This window comes from Streptomyces sp. NPDC089799, assembly GCF_040684755.1.
In the GTDB taxonomy this organism is placed as follows: domain Bacteria; phylum Actinomycetota; class Actinomycetes; order Streptomycetales; family Streptomycetaceae; genus Streptomyces.
The window spans coordinates 1-18361 of sequence record NZ_JBFBGR010000041.1 but is presented as its reverse complement, the minus strand read 5'-3'; the positions used below and the strand labels follow the sequence as shown (position 1 = coordinate 18361).

Annotated in this window: 15 protein-coding genes; 6 read left to right on the top strand and 9 right to left on the bottom strand. The window is 72.4% G+C overall.

Going from position 1 to position 18361, the window contains the following annotated elements; translation table 11 throughout:
• Nucleotides 1–60 precede the first annotated feature (60 nt).
• Nucleotides 61–267, top strand: a complete 207-nt coding sequence (locus AB0O36_RS31670) for a hypothetical protein (RefSeq protein ID WP_365116106.1) — start codon at nucleotides 61–63, stop codon at nucleotides 265–267.
• On the opposite strand, the gene AB0O36_RS31665 is transcribed toward AB0O36_RS31670, so the two are convergent.
• From AB0O36_RS31665 to AB0O36_RS31650, 4 genes are all read right to left on the bottom strand, one after another.
• A complete protein-coding gene (locus AB0O36_RS31665) occupies nucleotides 264–662 on the bottom strand; it encodes a VOC family protein (RefSeq protein WP_365116105.1) in 399 nt (132 codons plus the stop codon). The two genes, AB0O36_RS31670 and AB0O36_RS31665, sit on opposite strands and share 4 nt — an antisense overlap.
• Nucleotides 663–711: 49 nt before the next feature.
• The gene (locus AB0O36_RS31660; protein ID WP_365116104.1) at nucleotides 712–1398 is read right to left on the bottom strand and encodes a hypothetical protein; all 687 of its coding nucleotides are present in this window, start codon (nucleotides 1396–1398) and stop codon (nucleotides 712–714) included.
• 88 nt (nucleotides 1399–1486) lie between these two features.
• Nucleotides 1487–2347 carry a TIGR03619 family F420-dependent LLM class oxidoreductase gene (locus AB0O36_RS31655; protein WP_365116103.1) on the bottom strand — a complete coding sequence of 287 codons (861 nt, stop codon included), beginning with the start codon at nucleotides 2345–2347 and terminating at the stop codon, nucleotides 1487–1489.
• Between the two features lie 195 nt (nucleotides 2348–2542).
• Nucleotides 2543–3643 (bottom strand): ADP-ribosylglycohydrolase family protein, encoded by a 1101-nt coding sequence (locus AB0O36_RS31650; RefSeq protein ID WP_365116195.1) that lies wholly within the window; start codon nucleotides 3641–3643, stop codon nucleotides 2543–2545.
• 424 nt (nucleotides 3644–4067) lie between these two features.
• Between AB0O36_RS31650 and AB0O36_RS31645 the strand changes: the two genes are divergently transcribed.
• Both AB0O36_RS31645 and AB0O36_RS31640 read left to right on the top strand, forming a co-directional pair.
• Complete coding sequence (locus AB0O36_RS31645) at nucleotides 4068–5150, top strand: tyrosine-protein phosphatase (RefSeq protein WP_365116102.1); 1083 nt, start codon at nucleotides 4068–4070, stop codon at nucleotides 5148–5150.
• A 149-nt stretch (nucleotides 5151–5299) separates the two neighbouring features.
• Entirely contained in the window at nucleotides 5300–5995 is a 696-nt protein-coding gene (locus AB0O36_RS31640) for a hypothetical protein (RefSeq protein ID WP_365116101.1), read from the top strand.
• A gap of 102 nt (nucleotides 5996–6097) precedes the next feature.
• Here AB0O36_RS31640 and AB0O36_RS31635 read toward each other — a convergent pair whose 3' ends face one another.
• The 4 genes from AB0O36_RS31635 to AB0O36_RS31620 form a co-directional block, all read right to left on the bottom strand.
• Nucleotides 6098–7237, bottom strand: coding sequence for a CU044_5270 family protein (locus AB0O36_RS31635; RefSeq protein ID WP_365116100.1), 1140 nt, complete (start codon nucleotides 7235–7237; stop codon nucleotides 6098–6100).
• The gene (locus AB0O36_RS31630) at nucleotides 7234–7863 is read right to left on the bottom strand and encodes an RNA polymerase sigma factor (RefSeq protein ID WP_365116099.1); all 630 of its coding nucleotides are present in this window, start codon (nucleotides 7861–7863) and stop codon (nucleotides 7234–7236) included. Before AB0O36_RS31630 ends, AB0O36_RS31635 begins: the two co-directional genes overlap by 4 nt.
• A 164-nt stretch (nucleotides 7864–8027) precedes the next feature.
• Nucleotides 8028–10646, bottom strand: coding sequence for a bifunctional FO biosynthesis protein CofGH (locus tag AB0O36_RS31625; RefSeq protein ID WP_365116097.1), 2619 nt, complete (start codon nucleotides 10644–10646; stop codon nucleotides 8028–8030).
• Nucleotides 10647–10668: 22 nt separating this feature from the next.
• Nucleotides 10669–11451 (bottom strand): SDR family oxidoreductase, encoded by a 783-nt coding sequence (locus AB0O36_RS31620; RefSeq protein WP_365116095.1) that lies wholly within the window; start codon nucleotides 11449–11451, stop codon nucleotides 10669–10671.
• 428 nt (nucleotides 11452–11879) lie between these two features.
• On the opposite strand from AB0O36_RS31620, the gene AB0O36_RS31615 reads away from it, so the two are divergent.
• From AB0O36_RS31615 to AB0O36_RS31605, 3 genes are all read left to right on the top strand, one after another.
• Complete coding sequence (locus AB0O36_RS31615) at nucleotides 11880–13292, top strand: family 2B encapsulin nanocompartment shell protein (RefSeq protein ID WP_365116093.1); 1413 nt, start codon at nucleotides 11880–11882, stop codon at nucleotides 13290–13292.
• A gap of 770 nt (nucleotides 13293–14062) precedes the next feature.
• Nucleotides 14063–15511, top strand: coding sequence for a family 2 encapsulin nanocompartment cargo protein terpene cyclase (locus tag AB0O36_RS31610; RefSeq protein WP_365116192.1), 1449 nt, complete (start codon nucleotides 14063–14065; stop codon nucleotides 15509–15511).
• A gap of 108 nt (nucleotides 15512–15619) precedes the next feature.
• Complete coding sequence (locus AB0O36_RS31605) at nucleotides 15620–16495, top strand: geranyl diphosphate 2-C-methyltransferase (RefSeq protein WP_365116091.1); 876 nt, start codon at nucleotides 15620–15622, stop codon at nucleotides 16493–16495.
• Nucleotides 16496–17204: 709 nt separating this feature from the next.
• Here AB0O36_RS31605 and AB0O36_RS31600 read toward each other — a convergent pair.
• Nucleotides 17205–18029: a hypothetical protein gene (locus AB0O36_RS31600; RefSeq protein WP_365116090.1), complete on the bottom strand. Its 825-nt coding sequence runs from the start codon at nucleotides 18027–18029 to the stop codon at nucleotides 17205–17207.
• Nucleotides 18030–18361 lie beyond the last annotated feature (332 nt).

Genomic DNA, 18361 nt, shown 5'->3' with positions numbered 1-18361 from the left:
TTACATAAGGCCGTCGGATCACCGGATCACCGGATCACCGGATCGGCGGGCTTGGGGGGCGTGTTGAAGCGTTGGGTGTGGGTGGCCGTATGGGCCGTGCTCGTTCTGGCCGGCGGCGCGGCCACCCTGTACCTGCAGCGCGAGGAGGACTCGTCGCAGGAGCGTGGGCCCCTGCGGTGGGAGGTGTCCACTCCCGCCGCAGAGGAGCCGAGCATGTGCCCCAGCTCGGGCGAGCGGGTCAACTGCGCCTTCTGGGAGCGTGGTTAGCCCCAGGTGCGGGAGCAGAGGACCAGGCGGTAGCCGTCCGGGTCCTCGACGGTGACGCCGTACTCGTCCCAGTAGGGGTTGTGGGAGGGGACGCGGGTGCCGCCGTGGGCGGTCAGGAGGTCGATCAGGGCCTCGTCGGGCTGCTCGCCGAGGTAGACGACGAAGAGGTCGTCGACCGTCGGGGTCGGCTCTATCGGGTTGTCGGGGTCGATGGTGAGCTCGAAGTGCCAGCCGCCACCCTTCGGGCCGACCATGAGGAGGTCGTGCTCGCCCGGGACGTGCTCGGCGCTCCGCCACACGACGTCCAGGCCGAGGCCGTCGACGTAGAAGCGCTCGGCGGCGGCGAGATCGCGGGAGGGGCGCGCGACGCGGATGTGGGTGGATGTGTCGATCATGGCGCGAGCGTACGGGACGGAACGGGCTCTTCCGGGCAGCCGCTTCGGGCTACGACGCCTTCGCGCTCGACAGGATGGTGTCGATCTCCTGGCGGTTCGCCGGGTCGGAGGGCTGGGTGACGCCCAGGAGGAAGGCGGAGCGGTGGTCGGCGAGGGTCATCACCGTGAGGCGGAGGTGGGCGGAGCCGCCCCTGCCGTCGTCTACCTTGAGGGCCACCGTGTGGGCGGGACGGCCGCTGACCGTGGCCGGGCGGGACTCCTCGACCGTGGACCTGCCGTCCGGGAAGAAGAAGACGGCGTTGGAGCGGGCGGCGCGTTCCGTCTGCCGCTTCAGGTCCGCCTCCGGGACCGAGCCGGCCCGGCCCGCCAGGACGGTGGAGCCGGCCGGGGAACCACTCGTGTCGGAGCCCGAGCCGCCGTCCTCGTCCGGGTCGTTCTTGGCGATCGTCGAGGTGAAGGCGTTGATCAGGCCCTTGTCCTCGGGCTGCTTCCAGCCTTCCGGGATCCCGTACGAGATCCCGGCCGCCTGGTCGGTGACCCGGGGGCGACCCGCCAGCGGGCCCGTGTCCCCGTCGCGCAGCAGCCACCAGCCCGCCGCGCCGGCCACCGCGAGGAGGACGGCCACCAGGGTGCACAGGAGTGCGGTGCGGCCGTTGCGCGGCCGGCGCGCGGGCGGTGGCGGGCCGAAGCCTTCGGGCGCGGGCAGGGGTGCGGGCGTGGCGGGCGGTGTGGTCATGGGGAGAGTCTCGCCGGGTGCGGGGCGGCCTGCCTGAGTACGCCCACTCAGGCGCGTACTCAGATCCTCCCCGACCGCCCGCCGAGGTCTAGAGGTACTGCGCGAAGTCGTCCAGCACGCGCAGGACTTCGCCTTCGCCGGCCGAGGGGAGCTGGAGGACGACCTCCTCGATGCCCAGGTCGGCGTAGTGGGACAGCTTGCCGGGCGTGGGCTGGACCGCGTACGGGATCACCCGCAGGGCCTTCGGGTCGCGGCCGGCGTGTTCCCAGGCGGTGCGCAGGGCGGGCAGGGACTCGCTCAGGCCGCGGCCGCCGATGGGGATCCAGCCGTCGGTGAACTCGGTGATGTGGGTGAAGAGTTTCGGGCCCGCGGTGCCGCCGAGGAGGGTGCGGGGGCCGTGCAGCGGTGCGCCGCCGGCGAGTTCGCGGGGCGGCTGGGCCGGCTTGGGGTGGGCCTCGCTGGCCCGGACCGAGCCGAACTCGCCGATGTACCCCTCGGGTTTCGGCGCCCACAGGGCGCGCATGAGGGCCATCCGGTCGCGGACCAGTTCTCGGCGGGTGCTCCATTCGACGCCGTGGTCGGCGGCCTCCTCGACGTTCCAGCCGTAGCCGATGCCCAGGGTGAGCCGGCCGCCGGAGAGGTGGTCCAGGGTGGCGATCCGCTTCGCGAGGTCGATGGGGTCGTGCTGCGCGACCAGGGTGATCCCGGTGCCCAGGCGCAGCCGTTCGGTGACCGCGGCGGCCTGGGCGAGTGCGACGAAGGCGTCGAGCGTACGGCCGTACTGCTCGGGCAGGTCACCGCCCATCGGGGCGTCGGTGTCCCGGGAGACGGGGATGTGGGTGTGCTCGGGCAGGTAGAGGCCGTCGAAGCCGCGTTCCTCCAGGACGCGGGCGATCCGGACCGGGGACGGGGTCCGGTCGGTGAGGAAGATGGTGGCGGCGATCCGCATGGGCGCTTGCACCTCCGGCGGGCGGCGGGCCCGTTCGGCCGGCGGGCCTGCTCGGGTGCCAGGCCGGTCCGGGCGCGGTCTTCGGAATGATGCCCCACCGTAAGGGCTGCGCCCTCGAATGTTGAGAGGGCGCAACCGCAACGCTCGTCCCGGGCGACCCCACCCGGCTCCCGGGCGACCCCGGACGCCCCCGCGTCAGCTCCGCGGGTAGCGGGCCAGCCAGCCCGGGGAGGAGACCGCGGGGCCGTGCAGGGTCGGGCCCTGGGTCATCTCCAGGGCGAAGTCGTCGGAGAGTTCGAGGATGGTCGCCCGGCCCTCCAGTTCCGCCAGCCACGGCGCCGGCAGGGCGGTCTCCCCGTGCAGGGCTCCCAGCAGGGCCCCGCAGAGCGCGCCCGTGACCGTGGAGTCGCCGCCGTGGTTGACCGCCAGGCGCAGGCCGTGCCGGATGTCCTCGGCGGCCATCGCGCAGTACACGGCCACGGCGAGGGCGTCCTCGGCGTCCCGGCCGTCGCCCGGGGACAGCGACTCCACCACCTTGGGGGAGGGGCTCCCCGTCGGTACGGCGTCGAGCGCCCGCTCCAGGGCGTCGGTCACCGGCTGCCGCCCCGGCCGCGGCTCCAGCAGGGCGATCGCCCGCTGCACCGAGGTGTCCAGCGAGTCGCCGCGGGTCAGCCCGTGCACGATCACGGCGAAGGCGCCGGCCGCCAGGTAGGCGGTCGGGTGGCCGTGGCTCTGTACGGCGCACTCCACGGAGAGCTGCAGGACCAGCGAGGGCTCCCAGCCGACGAGCAGCCCGAAGGGGGAGGACCGGACGGTGGCGGCGGCATCGCGCGCGGTGGGGTTCTTCGGCTTCTGCAGGGTGCCGAGGATCTCGTCGCCGAAGCCGGTCAGGCAGGCGCGGTCCGGGCCGCGGCGGGCGTAGAGCCACTCCTCGTGGGCCAGCCAGCCGTTGTCCCGGCGGCGTTCGTCGGGACCCCAGTCGTGCTGGGTGGCGGCCCACCGCAGGTAGGCGCGGTGGATGTCGGTCGGCGGGTGCCAGGCGCCGGTGTCGCGGCGTACGTGTGCCCGGATCAGCCCGTCGACGGTGAACAGGGCGAGCTGTGTGGAGGCGGTGACCGTGCCGCGGCGCCCGTAGGCGGTGGCGGGCTCGGTCAGGCCCTCCAGGCCGTGGGTCTCGCGGATGCCGTCGAGGGAGAGGCCGGCCACGGGCGCGCCGAGCGCGTCGCCGAGGGCGGTGCCGAGGAGGGTGCCGCGGACCCGGCTGCGGAAGTCCTGCTGTTCGGCGCGGCCCCACAGGCCGGTGGTGAGGGCACTGGTGCGGACGGCGCCGGTCGTGACCACCGGGTCCGCCCGCTCGGCTTGTTCGGCCTGTTCCGCCCGCCCCATCCGTTGTCTTTCGGCCAATGTGCCCGCGTGCTCCTCGGTGCCGTCCGTCGTGCCGTTCGCAGCGCCGCGCGCCACAGCGTCCATGCGGTATCCCCCCACCCGTCGCTCTGGCGCGCACTGTAGTGGACATGCCCGGTCGAAACCGGAAGGAGTCAGTCATCGAGCCGGTAAGTGACCGTAGATAGGCCGGAAAGCGAATGTTTCCGGCCGGACGCGGGCACAAGATCGGCACGGATGGCATTGCTGACATGTTTTGCCAGTCGTCTCCCGGGGGGTCGGTTCCAGCCATTCCGCGTTCACGCGACGTTTGCCGCCGCCGCGGAGCCTCGCCGACATGAAGAAGGCAACCCTCGCCGCGACCGCCGTCGCCGCCGCCCTCACCGTCTCCCTGGCCGTCGTTCCCACGGCCTCCGCCTCGGGCTGGGACTGGCCCTGGAGCGGCGGCCGGCACTCCTCCGACGCCATCCCCTTCACCGCCGCCACCGTCACCGCCGGCGCCGACGGCTCGTACACCCTCAAGTGGCAGGCCAAGGGCGTCAAGCGCGTCGAGATCAGGGCCAACGGAAAGGTCGTCGCCAAGGGCGGCGCCTCCGGTGAGGCCGTGGTCACCGGCCTGCCCGCGGCCGACCGCCAGTGGTTCCGGTTCGACGCCGACCGCGGCCAGGGCCTGCGCCTCGCCGACCGCCTGGTCAAGCTCTCGGGCACGGCCAACTTCCGTGACGCGGGCGGCTACCGCACCGCGAACGGCCAGTGGGTCAAGATGGGCGAGGTCTACCGCTCCGACGCCCTGAACAAGCTCACCGCCGACGACCTGGCCAAGCTGCAGCGCCTGCGCATCAAGACGGTCTTCGACCTGCGGATGGCGGACGAGCGCACCAAGGACCCCGACCGGGTCCCCGCGGGCGCCCGCCACGTCGTCGCCGACGTGTTCGCCGGCTCCGGCTCCTTCCAGACCATGCCGCGCACGCCCGACGAGGCGGTCAGGGCGATGGTCGACGCCGAGAAGGCCATGGTCAGCGGCGAGGGCGGCAAGAAGGCCTACACGCAGGTCTTTGAAGGGGTCCGCGCGGACGACGCCCGCTCCGTGCTGTTCCACTGCACCGCGGGCAAGGACCGCACGGGCTGGTCGAACGCCGCCCTGCTGACCGCCCTCGGCGTGCCGCAGGAGACGGTCATGGCCGACTACCTGGCCAGCAACGACTACCGCAAGGCCGCCAACGACGCGATCCTCGGCCACCTGCCGCCGCAGCAGGCCGCCGTCTACAAGCCGATGCTCGACGTGCGCCCCGAGTACCTCAACTCCGGCTTCGACGAGGTCAACGCCAAGTTCGGCTCCTTCGACGGCTACCTGAAGGACGGCCTGGGCATCGACGCACGGGAGCTGAAGCGGCTGAAGAAGGACCTGCTCGTCGGCTGATTGTTGCCGTGTTCCGCTTACGTCCCTCTTATGTCCGGGGCACGTCACGAAAGGGCTCCCGGCCTGGCCGGGAGCCCTCCGCATCCCCTATCAAGATCGCAGAGGCGTCGTGCCGCACCACGCGACGCGCAATCCATGGGGGAGAAGAAATGAGCAACAGCAGCATGCGCAAGACCACCCTGGGCGCCGTGGGCCTGGCCGTCGTCGGAACCCTCGTCCTGACCGGATGCAAGGACGGCAACGAGGAGCTGATATCCGATCAGCCGACCGCGGCCTCGCCATCGGCACCGGCCTCCCAGCCCTCCGAGCCGATGCAGTCCGGGAGCCCGAGCGCCCCGGCGTCCCCGAGCACCCCCGACGCCGGTGCGGCCCCGGGCGGCGGCCCGGCGGGCGCGGCCAAGGACGGCCAGCAGTTCAAGCTCGGCGAGCCGGCCGCGTTCCCCTTCAAGTACGGCAGCACCCAGGGCGACATCGCCCTCACCGTGACCAAGATCGTTCCGGGGCAGCCCGCCGACCTCGACGTGCTCAAGATGGGCGACAAGGTCAAGGGGAAGGTCCCGTACTACATCCACTACACCGTGAAGAACATCGGCAGCGGCGACCTCGCGTACTCCTCCGTCGGCCACATCCGCGGCCTCCTCGGCGACGGCACCGACGCCCAGGACCTGATGATCATCGGCAAGTTCGCCAAGTGCGACAACGAGTCCCTGCCGAAGGGCTTCACCAAGGGCAAGACCCAGGACTCCTGCGCCATCGCGCTGGCCCCGTCCGCCGAAACCAAGGTCACCGCCGCCCGGTACTGGGGCGACCCCTTCCTCATGGGCAAGGGCCTCACCTGGAAGTAGTCCGGCCGGACCGCCCGGTCGGCGGGACCGTCCGTCCCTGAGGCCCCTGAGGCCCCCGAGGCCCCCGAGGCACCACTGCCACAGGGGCCTCCGGTGTGCCGGTCAGCCGGACTTGGCGGGCATCTCCCTGACGTCGTCGACCACCGCCCGGGTCAGCACGGCGCTGGTGGACACCACCGTGCCGGGCTTGATCAGGCCCTGCTCGCCGGACTCGCCCTGCACCTGGACCGTCCGCTCGCCGAGGAACGCCAGGCTCTGCCGGTCGAAGATCCATTCCTCGCGCACGCCGGACGACTCGTCCAGCCGGGCCACCGCCGGCCCGTGGCGGCCCGCGGCGTCGACCGCGTCGTCCACGGTCACCACACCGGGGATCCTGCCCGCGGCCTTGTAGAGCGCGGCCGTGAGCTCGGCCGGCGGGAGACTGGCGCGCAGCAGGTCACCGATCGTGCTGAAGGCCTCCTGGTCGGCATTGCGGCCGTGGCCCTCGGTCTCCTTGTAGATGCGCCGCAGCAGGCTCTCGGGATCGGTGGGCAGCCCGGCGAGGTAGTCGTACGAGGGCGCGTTCAGGGTCGGCTTCGGCGTCCGGCCCTCTTCGTCGGGGCCCGCCAGGGTCACGCCCTCGGGGCCGGTGATGCCGGGCTCGATCAGCCAGCCCTCGGCGCCGTCCGGGGAGTTCCACTGGTGGCGCATGTGCAGTTCCTGGCTGACCAGGGAGCTCTTGCCGTTGACGGTCCTCACGTGCGTGCCGGCCGTCTGGCTCCCGATGTAGACGAACTGGTCCGGGCGCACGGCCGGGCGGTTGCCGGAAGAGGACGCGGCGGCCAGCGAGATGCGGTCCAGGAGCTGGGCCGCGCCCTTCGGGTCGGCCGTGCCGATCCGGGTGGTCAGGACCTGGCCGCCCGCGACCGTGGAGCCGGGACCGTCCAGGGCGCCCCGCTCCAGCCGGGAGAAGAAGCCGAAGGCGAGCGCGCCGGCCAGGGCGAGGCCGGCGGCGGGCACGAGCAGGGACCGGCGCAGGAACGGGTTGCGCGACCGCCCGGTACGGGCGGGTACGGCGGTGGTGGCGGTGGTGACGGTGGTGGTGCCGGCGTCGGCGGCGCGGAGGTCTTCGTGGATCTGGGCCATCAGGCGCTCCTTGTGGAACCGGTGGCGGTCCGCGGGCAGTTCCCGTACGGCGAACGGCAGGAGGAGCGGGTCCTCCTGCCGGCCGTCCGGGTGGGGACGGGAAAGGTCGGCGTTCATCGGGTTCCCTCCTGCGCGGACCGGACCGCGTTCGCGCGGTCGCCATGTGTCTGTCGGGGCCGGGCGGCGGGTTCCCGTCTTTTCTTCCTCAGTTCCGCGTCGGCGAGCCTGCGCAGCTTCGTCCGCGCCCGGGACAGCCTGGAACGGACGGTTCCGACCGGGATGCCGAGCGCCCGGGCCGCCTCGGCGTACTCCAGGCCCTCGCACACGCACAGCAGGAGGACTTCCCGCTCGGGCGCGCGCAGCGCACTGAGCTGCGCCAGAGTGGCCGCGATCCGCCGCCGGTCGTCCAGCCGCCCGGCCACCTCCTCGGCATGGTCGGGTACGGACGCGGCACCCGCGGCGGCCGCCGCGGCCCCGGCGGCGGCCCGGTAGCGCCGGTTGCCGCGGCAGTGGTTGCGCGCGATGTTGGTGGCGATGCCCAGGAGCCAGGGCCGGAGCGAGCCGCCCTCGGGGTCGACGGTGCCGCGCAGCCGCCATGCCTCCAGGAAAGCCGCCGACATGACGTCCTCCGCGACCGCCCAGTCGCCGGTCATCCGGAAGGCATGGTTGTAGAGGGTGCGGGCGTAGCCGTCGAACAGCTCCGCATAGGCGTCCGGATCCCCGGACCGCACCCGGGTTCGCATGTCTGTCGTCACCCCTGTCGGCTGTCCGGCATCCCCGGCGGGGTTCCCGTGACCTGCGTCACCCCCGGCCGCCGGGGGCCCGCCGGCACCCGCGGCTCCCCGCCGGGGAGCCGCGGACCGGAGACCGCCCAGGGGCCGTCCGGTGGATCAGGGTCGGACAGGCCCTAGTCCGCCAGCGGCAGCAGCTCCGGCAGGTGGCCGTCCGAGGCCGCCGCCGCGCGCCGCCGCTCCTCCGGCACCTCCCCGTACAGGGTGGTCCGGGGCCGCGCCGGCCGTCCGGCCGCCTCCGCCACCGCCACCAGGTCCTTCACCGACTTGTACGAGCCGTAACTCGACCCGGCCATCCGCGAGATGGTCTCCTCCATCAGCGTCCCGCCCAGGTCGTTCGCCCCGGACCGCAGCATCTCCGCCGCGCCCTCCGCGCCGAGCTTCACCCAGCTGGTCTGGATGTTGGTGATGTGCGGGTGCAGCAGCAGCCGAGCCATCGCCGTCACCGCCCGGTTGTCCCGGACCGTCGGCCCGGGCCGGGCGATCCCCGCCAGGTACACGGGCGCGTTGGTGTGGATGAACGGCAGCGTCACGAACTCCGTGAAACCACCCGTGCGTTCCTGGATCCGCGCCAGCGTCCGGAAGTGCCCGAGCCAGTGCCGGGGCTGGTCCACGTGCCCGTACATCATCGTCGACGAGGAGCGGATGCCCAGCTCGTGCGCGGTGGTGATGACGTCGATCCAGTCGGCGGCCGGCAGCTTCCCCTTGGTCAGCACCCACCGCACCTCGTCGTCGAGGATCTCCGCGGCGGTCCCCGGGATCGAGTCCAGCCCGGCCTCCTTGGCGGCCGTCAGCCAGTCCCGTACGGACATCCCGGTGCGGGTTGCCCCGTTCACCACCTCCATCGGCGAGAACGCGTGCACGTGCATGCCCGGCACCCGCTCCTTCACCGCCCGCGCGATGTCGAAGTACGCCGTCCCCGGCAGGTCCGGGTGGATGCCGCCCTGCATGCACACCTCGACCGCGCCGACGTCCCACGCCTGCTGCGCCCGGTCCGCTATCTGCGTCAGCGACAGCGTGTACGCGTCGGCGTCCGTCCGCCGCTGCGCGAACGCGCAGAACCGGCAGCCGGTGTAACAGACGTTGGTGAAGTTGATGTTCCGGGTGACGACGTAAGTGACCTCGTCGCCGACCACGTCGCGCCGCAGCCCGTCGGCGATCCGGCACAGCGCGTCCAGCGCCGGCCCGTCCGCGTGCAGCAGCGCCAGCGCCTCCGCGTCGGTCAGCCGGGTCGGGTCGTCCGCCGCCGTCGACAGCGCCGCCCGTACGTCGGCGTCGATGCGCTCCGGTGCCATCCCCGCCCGGCCCGGGTCGGGGGCCATGCCGGGCGCCGCGGCCTCCCGCAGCGCCTCCCAGTCCCCGTAGACGTGGTCGAAGTCCTCGCGCCGGTCCCCGGTGCGGCCCTCGCTGTCGATGGTCCGGTGCAGGTCGGTCCGCCCGGCGGCGGTGAACGCCTCGTCGGGCTCCTGCCAGGGGCGCCCCGTCACCTCGGCGTCCGCCAGGGCCAGCCCGGTCTCCGGATCGGCCAGCGCCCGTACGTGCGGCAGCACCCGCGGGTCCAGCCACGGCTCGCCCCGCCGCACGAACTCCGGGTACACGCACAGCCGCTCGCGCAGCTCGAAACCGGCCGCGGCCGACCGCTCCGCCAGCAGCTCGATCTGCGGCCACGGGCGCTCGGGGTTGACGTGGTCGGGCGTCAGCGGCGACACCCCGCCCCAGTCGTCGATGCCCGCGCCGATCAGCCGCCCGTACTCGTCGTCGACCAGGTTCGGCGGGGCCTGCAGGCAGGCCGCGGGGCCCATGATGTGCCGGGCCACGGCCACGGTGGCCACCAGGTCGTCCAGCTCGGCGTCCGGCATCCCGCGCATCGCCGTGTCCGGCTTGGCGCGGAAGTTCTGGATGATCAGCTCCTGGACGCCGTGGTACGCGCGGGAGACGCGGCGCAGCGCGAACAGCGACTCCGCCCGCTCCTGAAGGGTCTCGCCGATGCCGATCAGCAGCCCGGAGGTGAAGGGCACGGAGGACCGGCCGGCGTCCTCCAGCACCCGCAGCCGGACGGCCGGCTCCTTGTCGGGGGAGCCGTGGTGCGGCTGCCCGGGCTCCGACCACAGCCGCTCCGACGTGGTCTCCAGCATCATGCCCATGGACGGCGCCACGGGCTTGAGCCGCTGGAAGTCGGCCCAGGACATGACCCCCGGGTTGAGGTGCGGCAGCAGGCCGGTCTCCTCCAGGATGCGGATCGACATGGCCCGTACGTAGGCGAGCGTGTCGTCGTACCCGTGCGCGTCGAGCCATTCGCGGGCCTCGGGCCAGCGGTCCTCAGGCTTGTCGCCGAGGGTGATCAGCGCTTCCTTGCAGCCCAGTTCGGCGCCGCGGCGGGCGACGTCGAGGACCTCGTCGGGGGACATGTACATCCCGTGCCCGGCGCGGCGCAGCTTCCCCGGCACGGTCGCGAAGGTGCAGTAGTGGCACTTGTCGCGGCACAGCCGGGTCAGCGGGATGAAGACGCTCTTCGAGTACGTGATGACGCCCGGCCGGCCGGCGGCGGCCAGGCCGGCGTCGCGGACCCGCGCGGCGGAGGACGTGAGGTCCTCCAGGTCGGCGCCGCGCGCCCGGAGCAGGACGGCGGCCTCCGTCACGTCGAGCGCGACGCCGTCGCGGGCCCGCCGCAGTGCGCGGCGCATGGCGTTGTCGGTCGGAGCTGCGTCGGCGGGCAGATTCCCCGTATTGGTCATGCGCCGAGCATACGATCGGTCGTCATCGCATCAGCTCTCCGGCGTTGACCAGCAGGGATTGGCCGGTTATCGCCCGGGCCCGGTCCGAGGCGAGGAAGGCCGCGGCGTCGGCGACATCACCGTCGGTGGCGAGTTCCGGCAGGGCCATGCGCTCGGCGAGCCGGGCCTTGACGGTCTCCTCGGGGACGTTCTCGCCGTGCGCGGTGAAGGTGACGAACGCCTGCACCGGCGGCCCCCACATCCAGCCGGGCAGCACGGTGTTGACCCGGATCCGGTGCGGGCCGAGCTCGCGGGCCATGGAGTACATCGCGGAGGTCAGGGCGCCCTTGGAGGCGGCGTAGGCGGCCTGCTGCACCTCGTTCGGCGCGGCGACGGCGGACTGGGTGCCGACGATGACCACCGATCCGCCGTTCTCCTTGAGTGCAGGGAGGCAGGCCCGGGTCATGCGGAGGGTGCCGAGCAGGTTGACGTCGAGGATCTGCTGCCAGGTCCCGAAGTCGGCGTCCTCCAGGCCGCCGAAGTACGAGTCCCAGGCCGCGACGTGGACGACGGCGTCGATCCGGCCGAAGCGTTCGACGGCGAGCTCCGCCAGGGCCCGGCACTGGGCCTCGTCGGTGATGTCGGTGGTGCGGTAGGCGGTGTGGGTGCCGTCGGGATCGATCTCGGCGGCGGACTTCGCGAGGTTGGCCTCGGTGCGCGCCCCGAGCACGGCGTTCCCGCCGTCCCGTACGACGGTCGAGGCGACCTGGTGGCCGAGCCCGGCGCCGACGCCGGAGACGATGACGGTCTTCCCTTGCAGCAGCATGTCGCCTCCCGGCGGGGCCATTTGTCTGACGGCGGGTCAGATTAGGTGGCGGGCCCGCAGGAGGGAAGGGGTGGGACGCCGGGGGGTGTTCCCGGCCGGAGGGGATGGGAACCGGGGGATGTTCCCGGCCGTGGGGGCGGGACGACGGGGGCCGTTCTCGGTCACGGCCGAAATGCAGCTGATCAGCCCGGCAAACACTGCGCCGCACAAGATCACCGTATCGAGGTAATGCCAGCCGGTTCGTGGGGTCGAATGGACGCACGGGCCGTTACTGTTCCCCAGGATCTGGACGGATTCCACGGATTCCCCGACATCCACCCCCATTCCCCCCTTCCTCCATTTCTCCGTTCTTCATTTCTTCTCTTCTCTTTCACCGGTGACGCGGGGATGCCCGCCGTCCACGGCCCCTGCGAAGGAGTTCTCGTCCGATGAGCGTTGACACCGGCCCCGAGGCACAGCTGCAGCCCCCGCGGCAGTCCAGCCTGGCCACGGCGGCGGCCCGCAACCTTGCCACCACGACCAAGTCCGCCCCGCAGATGCAGGAGATCACCTCCCGCTGGCTGCTGCGGACGCTCCCCTGGGTGGAGACCAAGGGCGGTACCTACCGGGTCAACCGCCGGCTGACCTACACCGTCGGCGACGGCCGGATCGAGTTCGTCCAGGACGGCGCCGCCGTCCGCGTGATCCCCCGCGAGCTCGGCGAACTCGCCCTGCTCCGCGGCTTCGACGACGAAGGCGTGCTGATCGGCCTCGCCAACCGCTGCGTCCAGCGCGACTTCCAGGCGGGCGAAGTCCTGGTCCGGCGCGGAGGCCCCGCCGAGCAGATCCACCTGATCGCCCACGGCCGGATCGGCCAGACCTCCGTCGGCAAGTACGGGGACGAGGTCCGCGTGGCCGTGCTCGCGGACGGCGAGCACTTCGGCGAGAACGCCCTGCTCGACGCGGACGCCACCTGGGACTACACGGCCACCGCCGAGACCCCCGGCACCCTGCTCACCCTCTCCCGCGCCGACTTCGAGGCCGTGGCCGCCCTGGCCCCCGCCCTGCAGGGGCACCTGGAGCGGTTCAGCTCGCTGCCGCTCCAGCGGCAGAACAAGCACGGCGAGGCCGAGATCGCGATGTCGGCCGGCCACATCGGCGAGCCGGAGATCCCCGGCACCTTCGTCGACTACGACCTCAACCCGCGCGAGTACGAGCTCTCCATCGCGCAGACCGTGCTCCGGGTCCACACCAGGGTCGCCGACCTCTACAACGGGCCGCACAACCAGACCGAGGAACAGCTCCGGCTGACCATCGAGGCCCTGCGCGAGCGGCAGGAGTACGAACTCGTCAACAACCGCGAGTTCGGCCTGCTCCACAACGCCTCCTTCAAGCAGCGGATCCAGACCCACTCCGGTCCGCCCACCCCGGACGACATGGACGAGCTGCTGTGCCGCCGTCGCGGCACCAAGTTCTTCTTCGCCCACCCCAAGACCATCGCGGCGATCGGGCGCGAGTTCAACGCCCGCGGGCTCTACCCGGACCACGTCGACCTCGGCGGACAGCAGGTCCCGGCCTGGCGCGGCGTCCCGATCCTGCCCTGCAGCAAGATCCCGATCAGCAAGGAGAACACCAGCTCCATCCTCGCCATGCGTACCGGCGAGGAGAACCAGGGCGTCATCGGCCTGCGCCAGACCGGGCTGCCGGAGGAGTACGAGCCGGGCCTGTCGGTGCGCTTCATGGGCATCAGCGAGCAGGCGATCATGTCCTACCTGGTGACCACCTACTACTCCGCCGCCGTCCTGGTGCCCGACGCGCTCGGCGTGCTGGAGAACGTACAGATCGCCCGCAGGCAGGACTGAGCCGGCCGACGGGACTGTGTGCCGGCCGGCGGGACCGCGCTTGCGGGCGGGATCGCGTCGTCTGTGGGTGGGATCGCGTCTGTGGGTGGGATCGCGCTTGCGGGTGGGATCGCGCCTGTGGGTGGGATCGCGCCTGTGGGCACCGAGCCTGCGGGCCGGACCGGGCCTGTAGGCGGGACCGGCCTGCCGGGCGGGACCGAGCCCGTCGGCCGTGTCGAACCTGTCGGCCGTGTCGAACCCGCAGGCCGTGCCGAACCCGGAAGCGGTGCCGACGCACAAGCGGTGCCGAACCCGCAGGCGGCGTGGAACCCGTATGCGGAACCGACTGCGGGGCCGCCGTCCCGGCCCCGTCCAGGGCCCTCCCGGGCCCTTCCCCCTCCCTCCGACGCTTCCGCCCCGACCCGCCCGGGCCTTCCCCCGGGCAGGTCGGCGGGGCGGGCGCGCGGACGCGGACCGGGGCCCGGGAGGGACCTACCACTCACTTCACCGAGGAGCCTTGGATGCCCGAGCCCGGGCTTTCCCCCCTTCAGCCGAGCCTGCCCGGCGCCGCAGCCCGCTTCGGCGCGCACGGCCACGGCCGCGGCGTCGACGCCCTCCCGGCGGGCGATGCCGTCACGTCGGGCGATGCCGTCACGGACGCGGTCGCCGCGGTGGCCGCCGTCGCGGCCGCGGTGGGTGCCGCGGTGGGTGCCGGCACCGCGGCCGGGACGCCCGAGGGGTCCGCCGCCCCGGCCGGGACCCCCCGGCGGGCGCTGCCGACCGTGCCCGCACTGCCCTTCGGGCCGGCCGCCCGCCCGTCGATCCCCGAACCGCCGGTTGCCGCAGCCCCGGCCGCGGCTGCGCACCCTGTCGCAGCCGCGCCCGTCCCCGGACCCGCGCCCGTCCCCGGACCCGCGCCCGTCCCCGGACCCGCGCCCGTCCCCACCGCAGCCCCGGCTGCGGCCCCCGGCGTGGACTTCGGCGCGGACGCCCCCGGCGGTGACCTCGTCGCCGCGCCGCAACGGGAGGCCGCCACCGGCACCCCGGCCCGGGAGGCGCACCCCGCCCTGGAGCGGATCATGCGCGGCCCCAGCGGGGTCGGCACCTCGGGGCTGTACTTCACCCCGCGCGAGCAGCCGCCGGCCGCCGACCCGGCCCCGGCCACCCCGGCGGACCTGACGGCCGCAGCGACCGCAGCAGCGACCGCCGCTGCTGCGCTCCTGCCCGACCAGGCCACCGCCTCCCCGCCCGCCCGTGCGGAAGGCAGGGCGATCCCCGGCCTCTACCACCACCCCATCGCCGAGCCCGACCCCGTACGGGTCGCGGAGGTCAGCCGCCGCATCAAGCGGTGGGCTGTGGACGAGGTGGAGGCGTACCCGCCGGAGTGGGAGGACCAGTTCGACGGCTTCTCCGTGGGCCGCTACATGGTCGCCTGCCACCCGGACGCCCCGACCGTCGACCACCTGATGGTCGCCACCCGGCTGATGGTCGCCGAGAACGTGGTCGACGACGTCTACTGCGAGGACCACGGCGGCTCGCCCGTCGGCCTCGGCGGACGGCTCCTGATGGCGCACACCGCCCTCGACCCCGTCCACACCACGAAGGCGTACGGGGCGGCCTGGGAGGAATCGCTCCTCTCGGACGCCGCGCGCCGCTCCTACCGCTCCGCCATGGAGTACTTCACCCACATGGCCACCCCGGCCCAGGCCGACCGCTTCCGGCACGACATGGCCCGCCTGCACATGGGCTACCTCGCCGAGGCCGCCTGGGCCCAGACGGACTACGTGCCCGAGGTGTGGGAGTACCTGGGGATGCGGCAGTTCAACAACTTCCGCCCCTGCCCGACCATCACCGACACGGTCGGCGGCTACGAACTCCCGGCCGAACTGCACGCGCTGCCCCCCATGCAGCGCGTCATCGCGCTCGCGGGCAACGCCACCACCGTGATGAACGACCTGTACTCGTACACCAAGGAACTCGACGCCCGCGGCAAGCACCTGAACCTGCCGGTGGTGATCGCCGAACGCGAGGGCCTGTCCGACAAGGACGCCTACCTGAAGGCGGTCGAGGTCCACAACGACCTCATGCACGAGTTCGAGTCGGCCTCCGCCGAGCTGGCCGCCTCCTGCCCCGACCCCCGCGTCCTGCGATTCCTCCGGGGCGTCGCCGCATGGGTCGACGGCAACCACTACTGGCACATGAACAACACCTACCGCTACAGCCTGCCCGACTTCTGGTAACCCACCGACTTCCGGTAACCCACTGACTTCCGGTAACCCACCGACTTCCGGTAACCCCACCGACTTCTGATAGCCGACCGACTTCCGGTAACAGGATTGGACATATACGTGACCACCGAGATCAGCCCCTCCACCGCCGCGTTCATCCCCGCCCCGGCGACCCCCTACCAGGGCGACATCGCCCGTTACTGGAACGCCGAGGCCCGGCCGGTCAACCTGCGCCTGGGCGACGTCGACGGCCTTTACCACCACCACTACGGCATCGGTGAGGTCGACCACGCCGCCCTCGGCGACACCGAGGACAGCGCGTACGAGAAGAAGCTGGTCGCCGAGCTGCACCGCCTGGAATCGGCTCAGACCGATGTCCTGCTGGACAACCTGGGGTCCATCGGCCACGACGACACCCTGGTCGACGCCGGCTGCGGCCGCGGCGGCTCCATGGTCATGGCCCACCAGCGCTTCGGCTGCAAGGTGGAGGGCGTCACGCTCTCCTCGAAGCAGGCCGACTTCGGCAACAACCGGGCCGCCGAACTGGGCATCTCGGACTCCGTCCGCTCCCGGGTCTGCAACATGCTCGACATGCCCTTCGAGACGGGCCAGGCGGCGGGCTCCTGGAACAACGAGTCCAGCATGTACGTCGATCTGCACGACCTGATGGCCGAGCACTCCCGCATCCTGGCCGTGGGCGGCCGCTACGTGACCATCACGGGCTGCTGGAACCCGCGCTACGGCCAGCCCTCGAAGTGGGTCTCCCAGATCAACGCCCACTTCGAGTGCAACATCCACTCCCGCCGCGAGTACCTGCGGGCCATGGCCGACAACCGCCTCGTCCCCCAGGCCATCATCGACCTGACCCCGGACACCCTCCCGTACTGGAAGCTGCGGGCGACCTCCTCCCTGGTCACCGGCATCGAGGAGGCCTTCATCAAGTCCTACGAGGACGGCTCGTTCCAGTACGTCCTGATCGCGGCGGACCGCGTCTGACCGTCGGCGGTTGCTGCCGAGACGAGGGGCCGGGCCCGTGGGAATCCCACGGGCCCGGCCCTTTTGTCTACGGCGCTACTGCGGCGGCCCGCTACTCCCCCCGGCCCCACCGGGCTCGGTCGGGGGTGTGCCGTGGCTCCGCCCGGACGGAATCGCAGGGGTGCCCGGGGGTGGCCCGTCAGTCCCAGTGTCATTACGGGTCCGTCAGTCCTGTCAAGGGCGCTCCTTCGTCGCGTCGGCAAGCCGATGGCCCTTCGGGCCACCCTTGACAGGCCTGCCGGCCCCGCAACGACAAGGACTGTCGGGCCGCCCCCGGGGGATGGCACGGGGGGACCGAGGCGCCATCGACTCTGGCTTCGGCGGGCACGGGCAGCGGCTGTCGCTCGGCCGGCCGCCCTCCGGGCGGAAGCAGAAGTGCAGTCGTCGGGATGACTGCACGAAAGGGCGGCCAGGGCGCGTCAGATCGCTACGTGCTCCTGCCGGAAGGCGAATCCGGCCCGCCGGTGGCCGGACATAGGCCGCCGTCGATCGCTACGTGGGCATTCAGGGCATGGCGGCCGACAGGCCGTCCGTGTGCGGACCGATCGGATGGCAGCGTCCGCAGACAGGTTGACGGGCGCAAACAGGGAGACCTCTCGTCGCGGCAGCTCTCGGCGTCAGACCGACGTCGGCAGCCCCAGGCTGACGTTCTGCAGTCCGCACGTGAGGGTCAATGGGTGGCGGCCATCATTGCCACGAAGATGAGGCCCGCCGTGACGGCCCACAGCAGCAAGGTCCCGATGGTGGCCGCCACACGTGTGGAGACGGGATGGATATCGACCGGTTGGCCGGGGTGGTCCGGGTGGTAGCTGATTTCGATTTGGCTCGCGTACGTGTTCCGGTCGCAGCTGTGGGTCTGGCCGCTCGGGTCCGTGTACTTGTACTTCCCCGGCGCACCGTTCGGACTGGTGCGCACGGCCATCACCGTGATGACGTGCCGGGGGAGACGCCACATGCGGAGGGTCCCGTAAGCTGCGCCGGCACTCACGGCGTTGAACAACACGTTCACGAGTCCCATCGGGACCGCGAGAAGGAGCATGCCCGCCTCTCCGTGCATGATGAACAGCACGCAGGTCAGGATGAGTGCGACGAGGCCGGGCCCGAAAGCGATCACCTTGAAGCTGTGATGCCTTGCCCTCTCGCCGATGCTGGGGGACGGCCCCGGAGTGCGCAGCGAGCGGGTCGTCACGAGCGAGGCGCCGTCGAAGGACGGGTCCGGCTCCGGCAGCGCGGCCAGGGCCGCGCCCACCCCCATCGCGAACAGGCCTGCCGCAGCCTCGCTGACGCCACGAACTCGGTGCGTGACGGGCGTGCCGCCGGCGGGGACCCGCAGTTCGACAGTCACGGCCCGGCGGTCCGGTATGACTTCCCGCACGGCCTGCAAGGGGATGCGTATCTCTTCGTCCCCGCGGCGCAGCGTCAGTGCCTCATCTTCGTAGCAGAGAACGGCGCCGCCGCTGCCGCGCAGGACAGGGACGGATGGTGTGGTCGACATGGACGCGATCGTAAGAGCTGATCACTGGCCTGAAACGGCCCTCGCACGATAGCCAGGCCCAATCCGCTGAGAGACAGGAGCGCGTAGCGATCTGATGCGCCCTGGGCGTCGTTTCGTGCAGTCATCCCGTCGACTGCGATTCGGCTTCCCGCCCGGAGGGCGGCTGGCCGAGCGGAGCCGCTGCCCGTGCCCGCCAACGCCAGACCCGAGGTGCCCTCGGTCCCCCCGTGCCGTCCCCCGGGGGCGGCCCGACAGTCCTTGTCGTTGCGGGGCCGGCAGGCCTGTCAAGGGTGGCCCAACGGGCCATCGCCCTCCGGGCGACGCGACGAAGG

What these genes read in the sequence shown, in the direction of transcription:
- AB0O36_RS31665 (WP_365116105.1), bottom strand. Translation starts at nt 662, where the DNA reads ATGATCGACACATCCACCCACATCCGCGTCGCGCGCCCCTCCCGCGAT.
- AB0O36_RS31660 (WP_365116104.1), bottom strand. Translation starts at nt 1,398, where the DNA reads ATGACCACACCGCCCGCCACGCCCGCACCCCTGCCCGCGCCCGAAGGC.
- AB0O36_RS31655 (WP_365116103.1), bottom strand. Translation starts at nt 2,347, where the DNA reads ATGCGGATCGCCGCCACCATCTTCCTCACCGACCGGACCCCGTCCCCG.
- AB0O36_RS31645 (WP_365116102.1), top strand. Translation starts at nt 4,068, where the DNA reads ATGAAGAAGGCAACCCTCGCCGCGACCGCCGTCGCCGCCGCCCTCACC.
- AB0O36_RS31640 (WP_365116101.1), top strand. Translation starts at nt 5,300, where the DNA reads ATGAGCAACAGCAGCATGCGCAAGACCACCCTGGGCGCCGTGGGCCTG.
- AB0O36_RS31635 (WP_365116100.1), bottom strand. Translation starts at nt 7,237, where the DNA reads ATGAACGCCGACCTTTCCCGTCCCCACCCGGACGGCCGGCAGGAGGAC.
- AB0O36_RS31630 (WP_365116099.1), bottom strand. Translation starts at nt 7,863, where the DNA reads ATGCGAACCCGGGTGCGGTCCGGGGATCCGGACGCCTATGCGGAGCTG.
- AB0O36_RS31625 (WP_365116097.1), bottom strand. Translation starts at nt 10,646, where the DNA reads ATGACCAATACGGGGAATCTGCCCGCCGACGCAGCTCCGACCGACAAC.
- AB0O36_RS31620 (WP_365116095.1), bottom strand. Translation starts at nt 11,451, where the DNA reads ATGCTGCTGCAAGGGAAGACCGTCATCGTCTCCGGCGTCGGCGCCGGG.
- AB0O36_RS31615 (WP_365116093.1), top strand. Translation starts at nt 11,880, where the DNA reads ATGAGCGTTGACACCGGCCCCGAGGCACAGCTGCAGCCCCCGCGGCAG.
- AB0O36_RS31600 (WP_365116090.1), bottom strand. Translation starts at nt 18,029, where the DNA reads ATGTCGACCACACCATCCGTCCCTGTCCTGCGCGGCAGCGGCGGCGCC.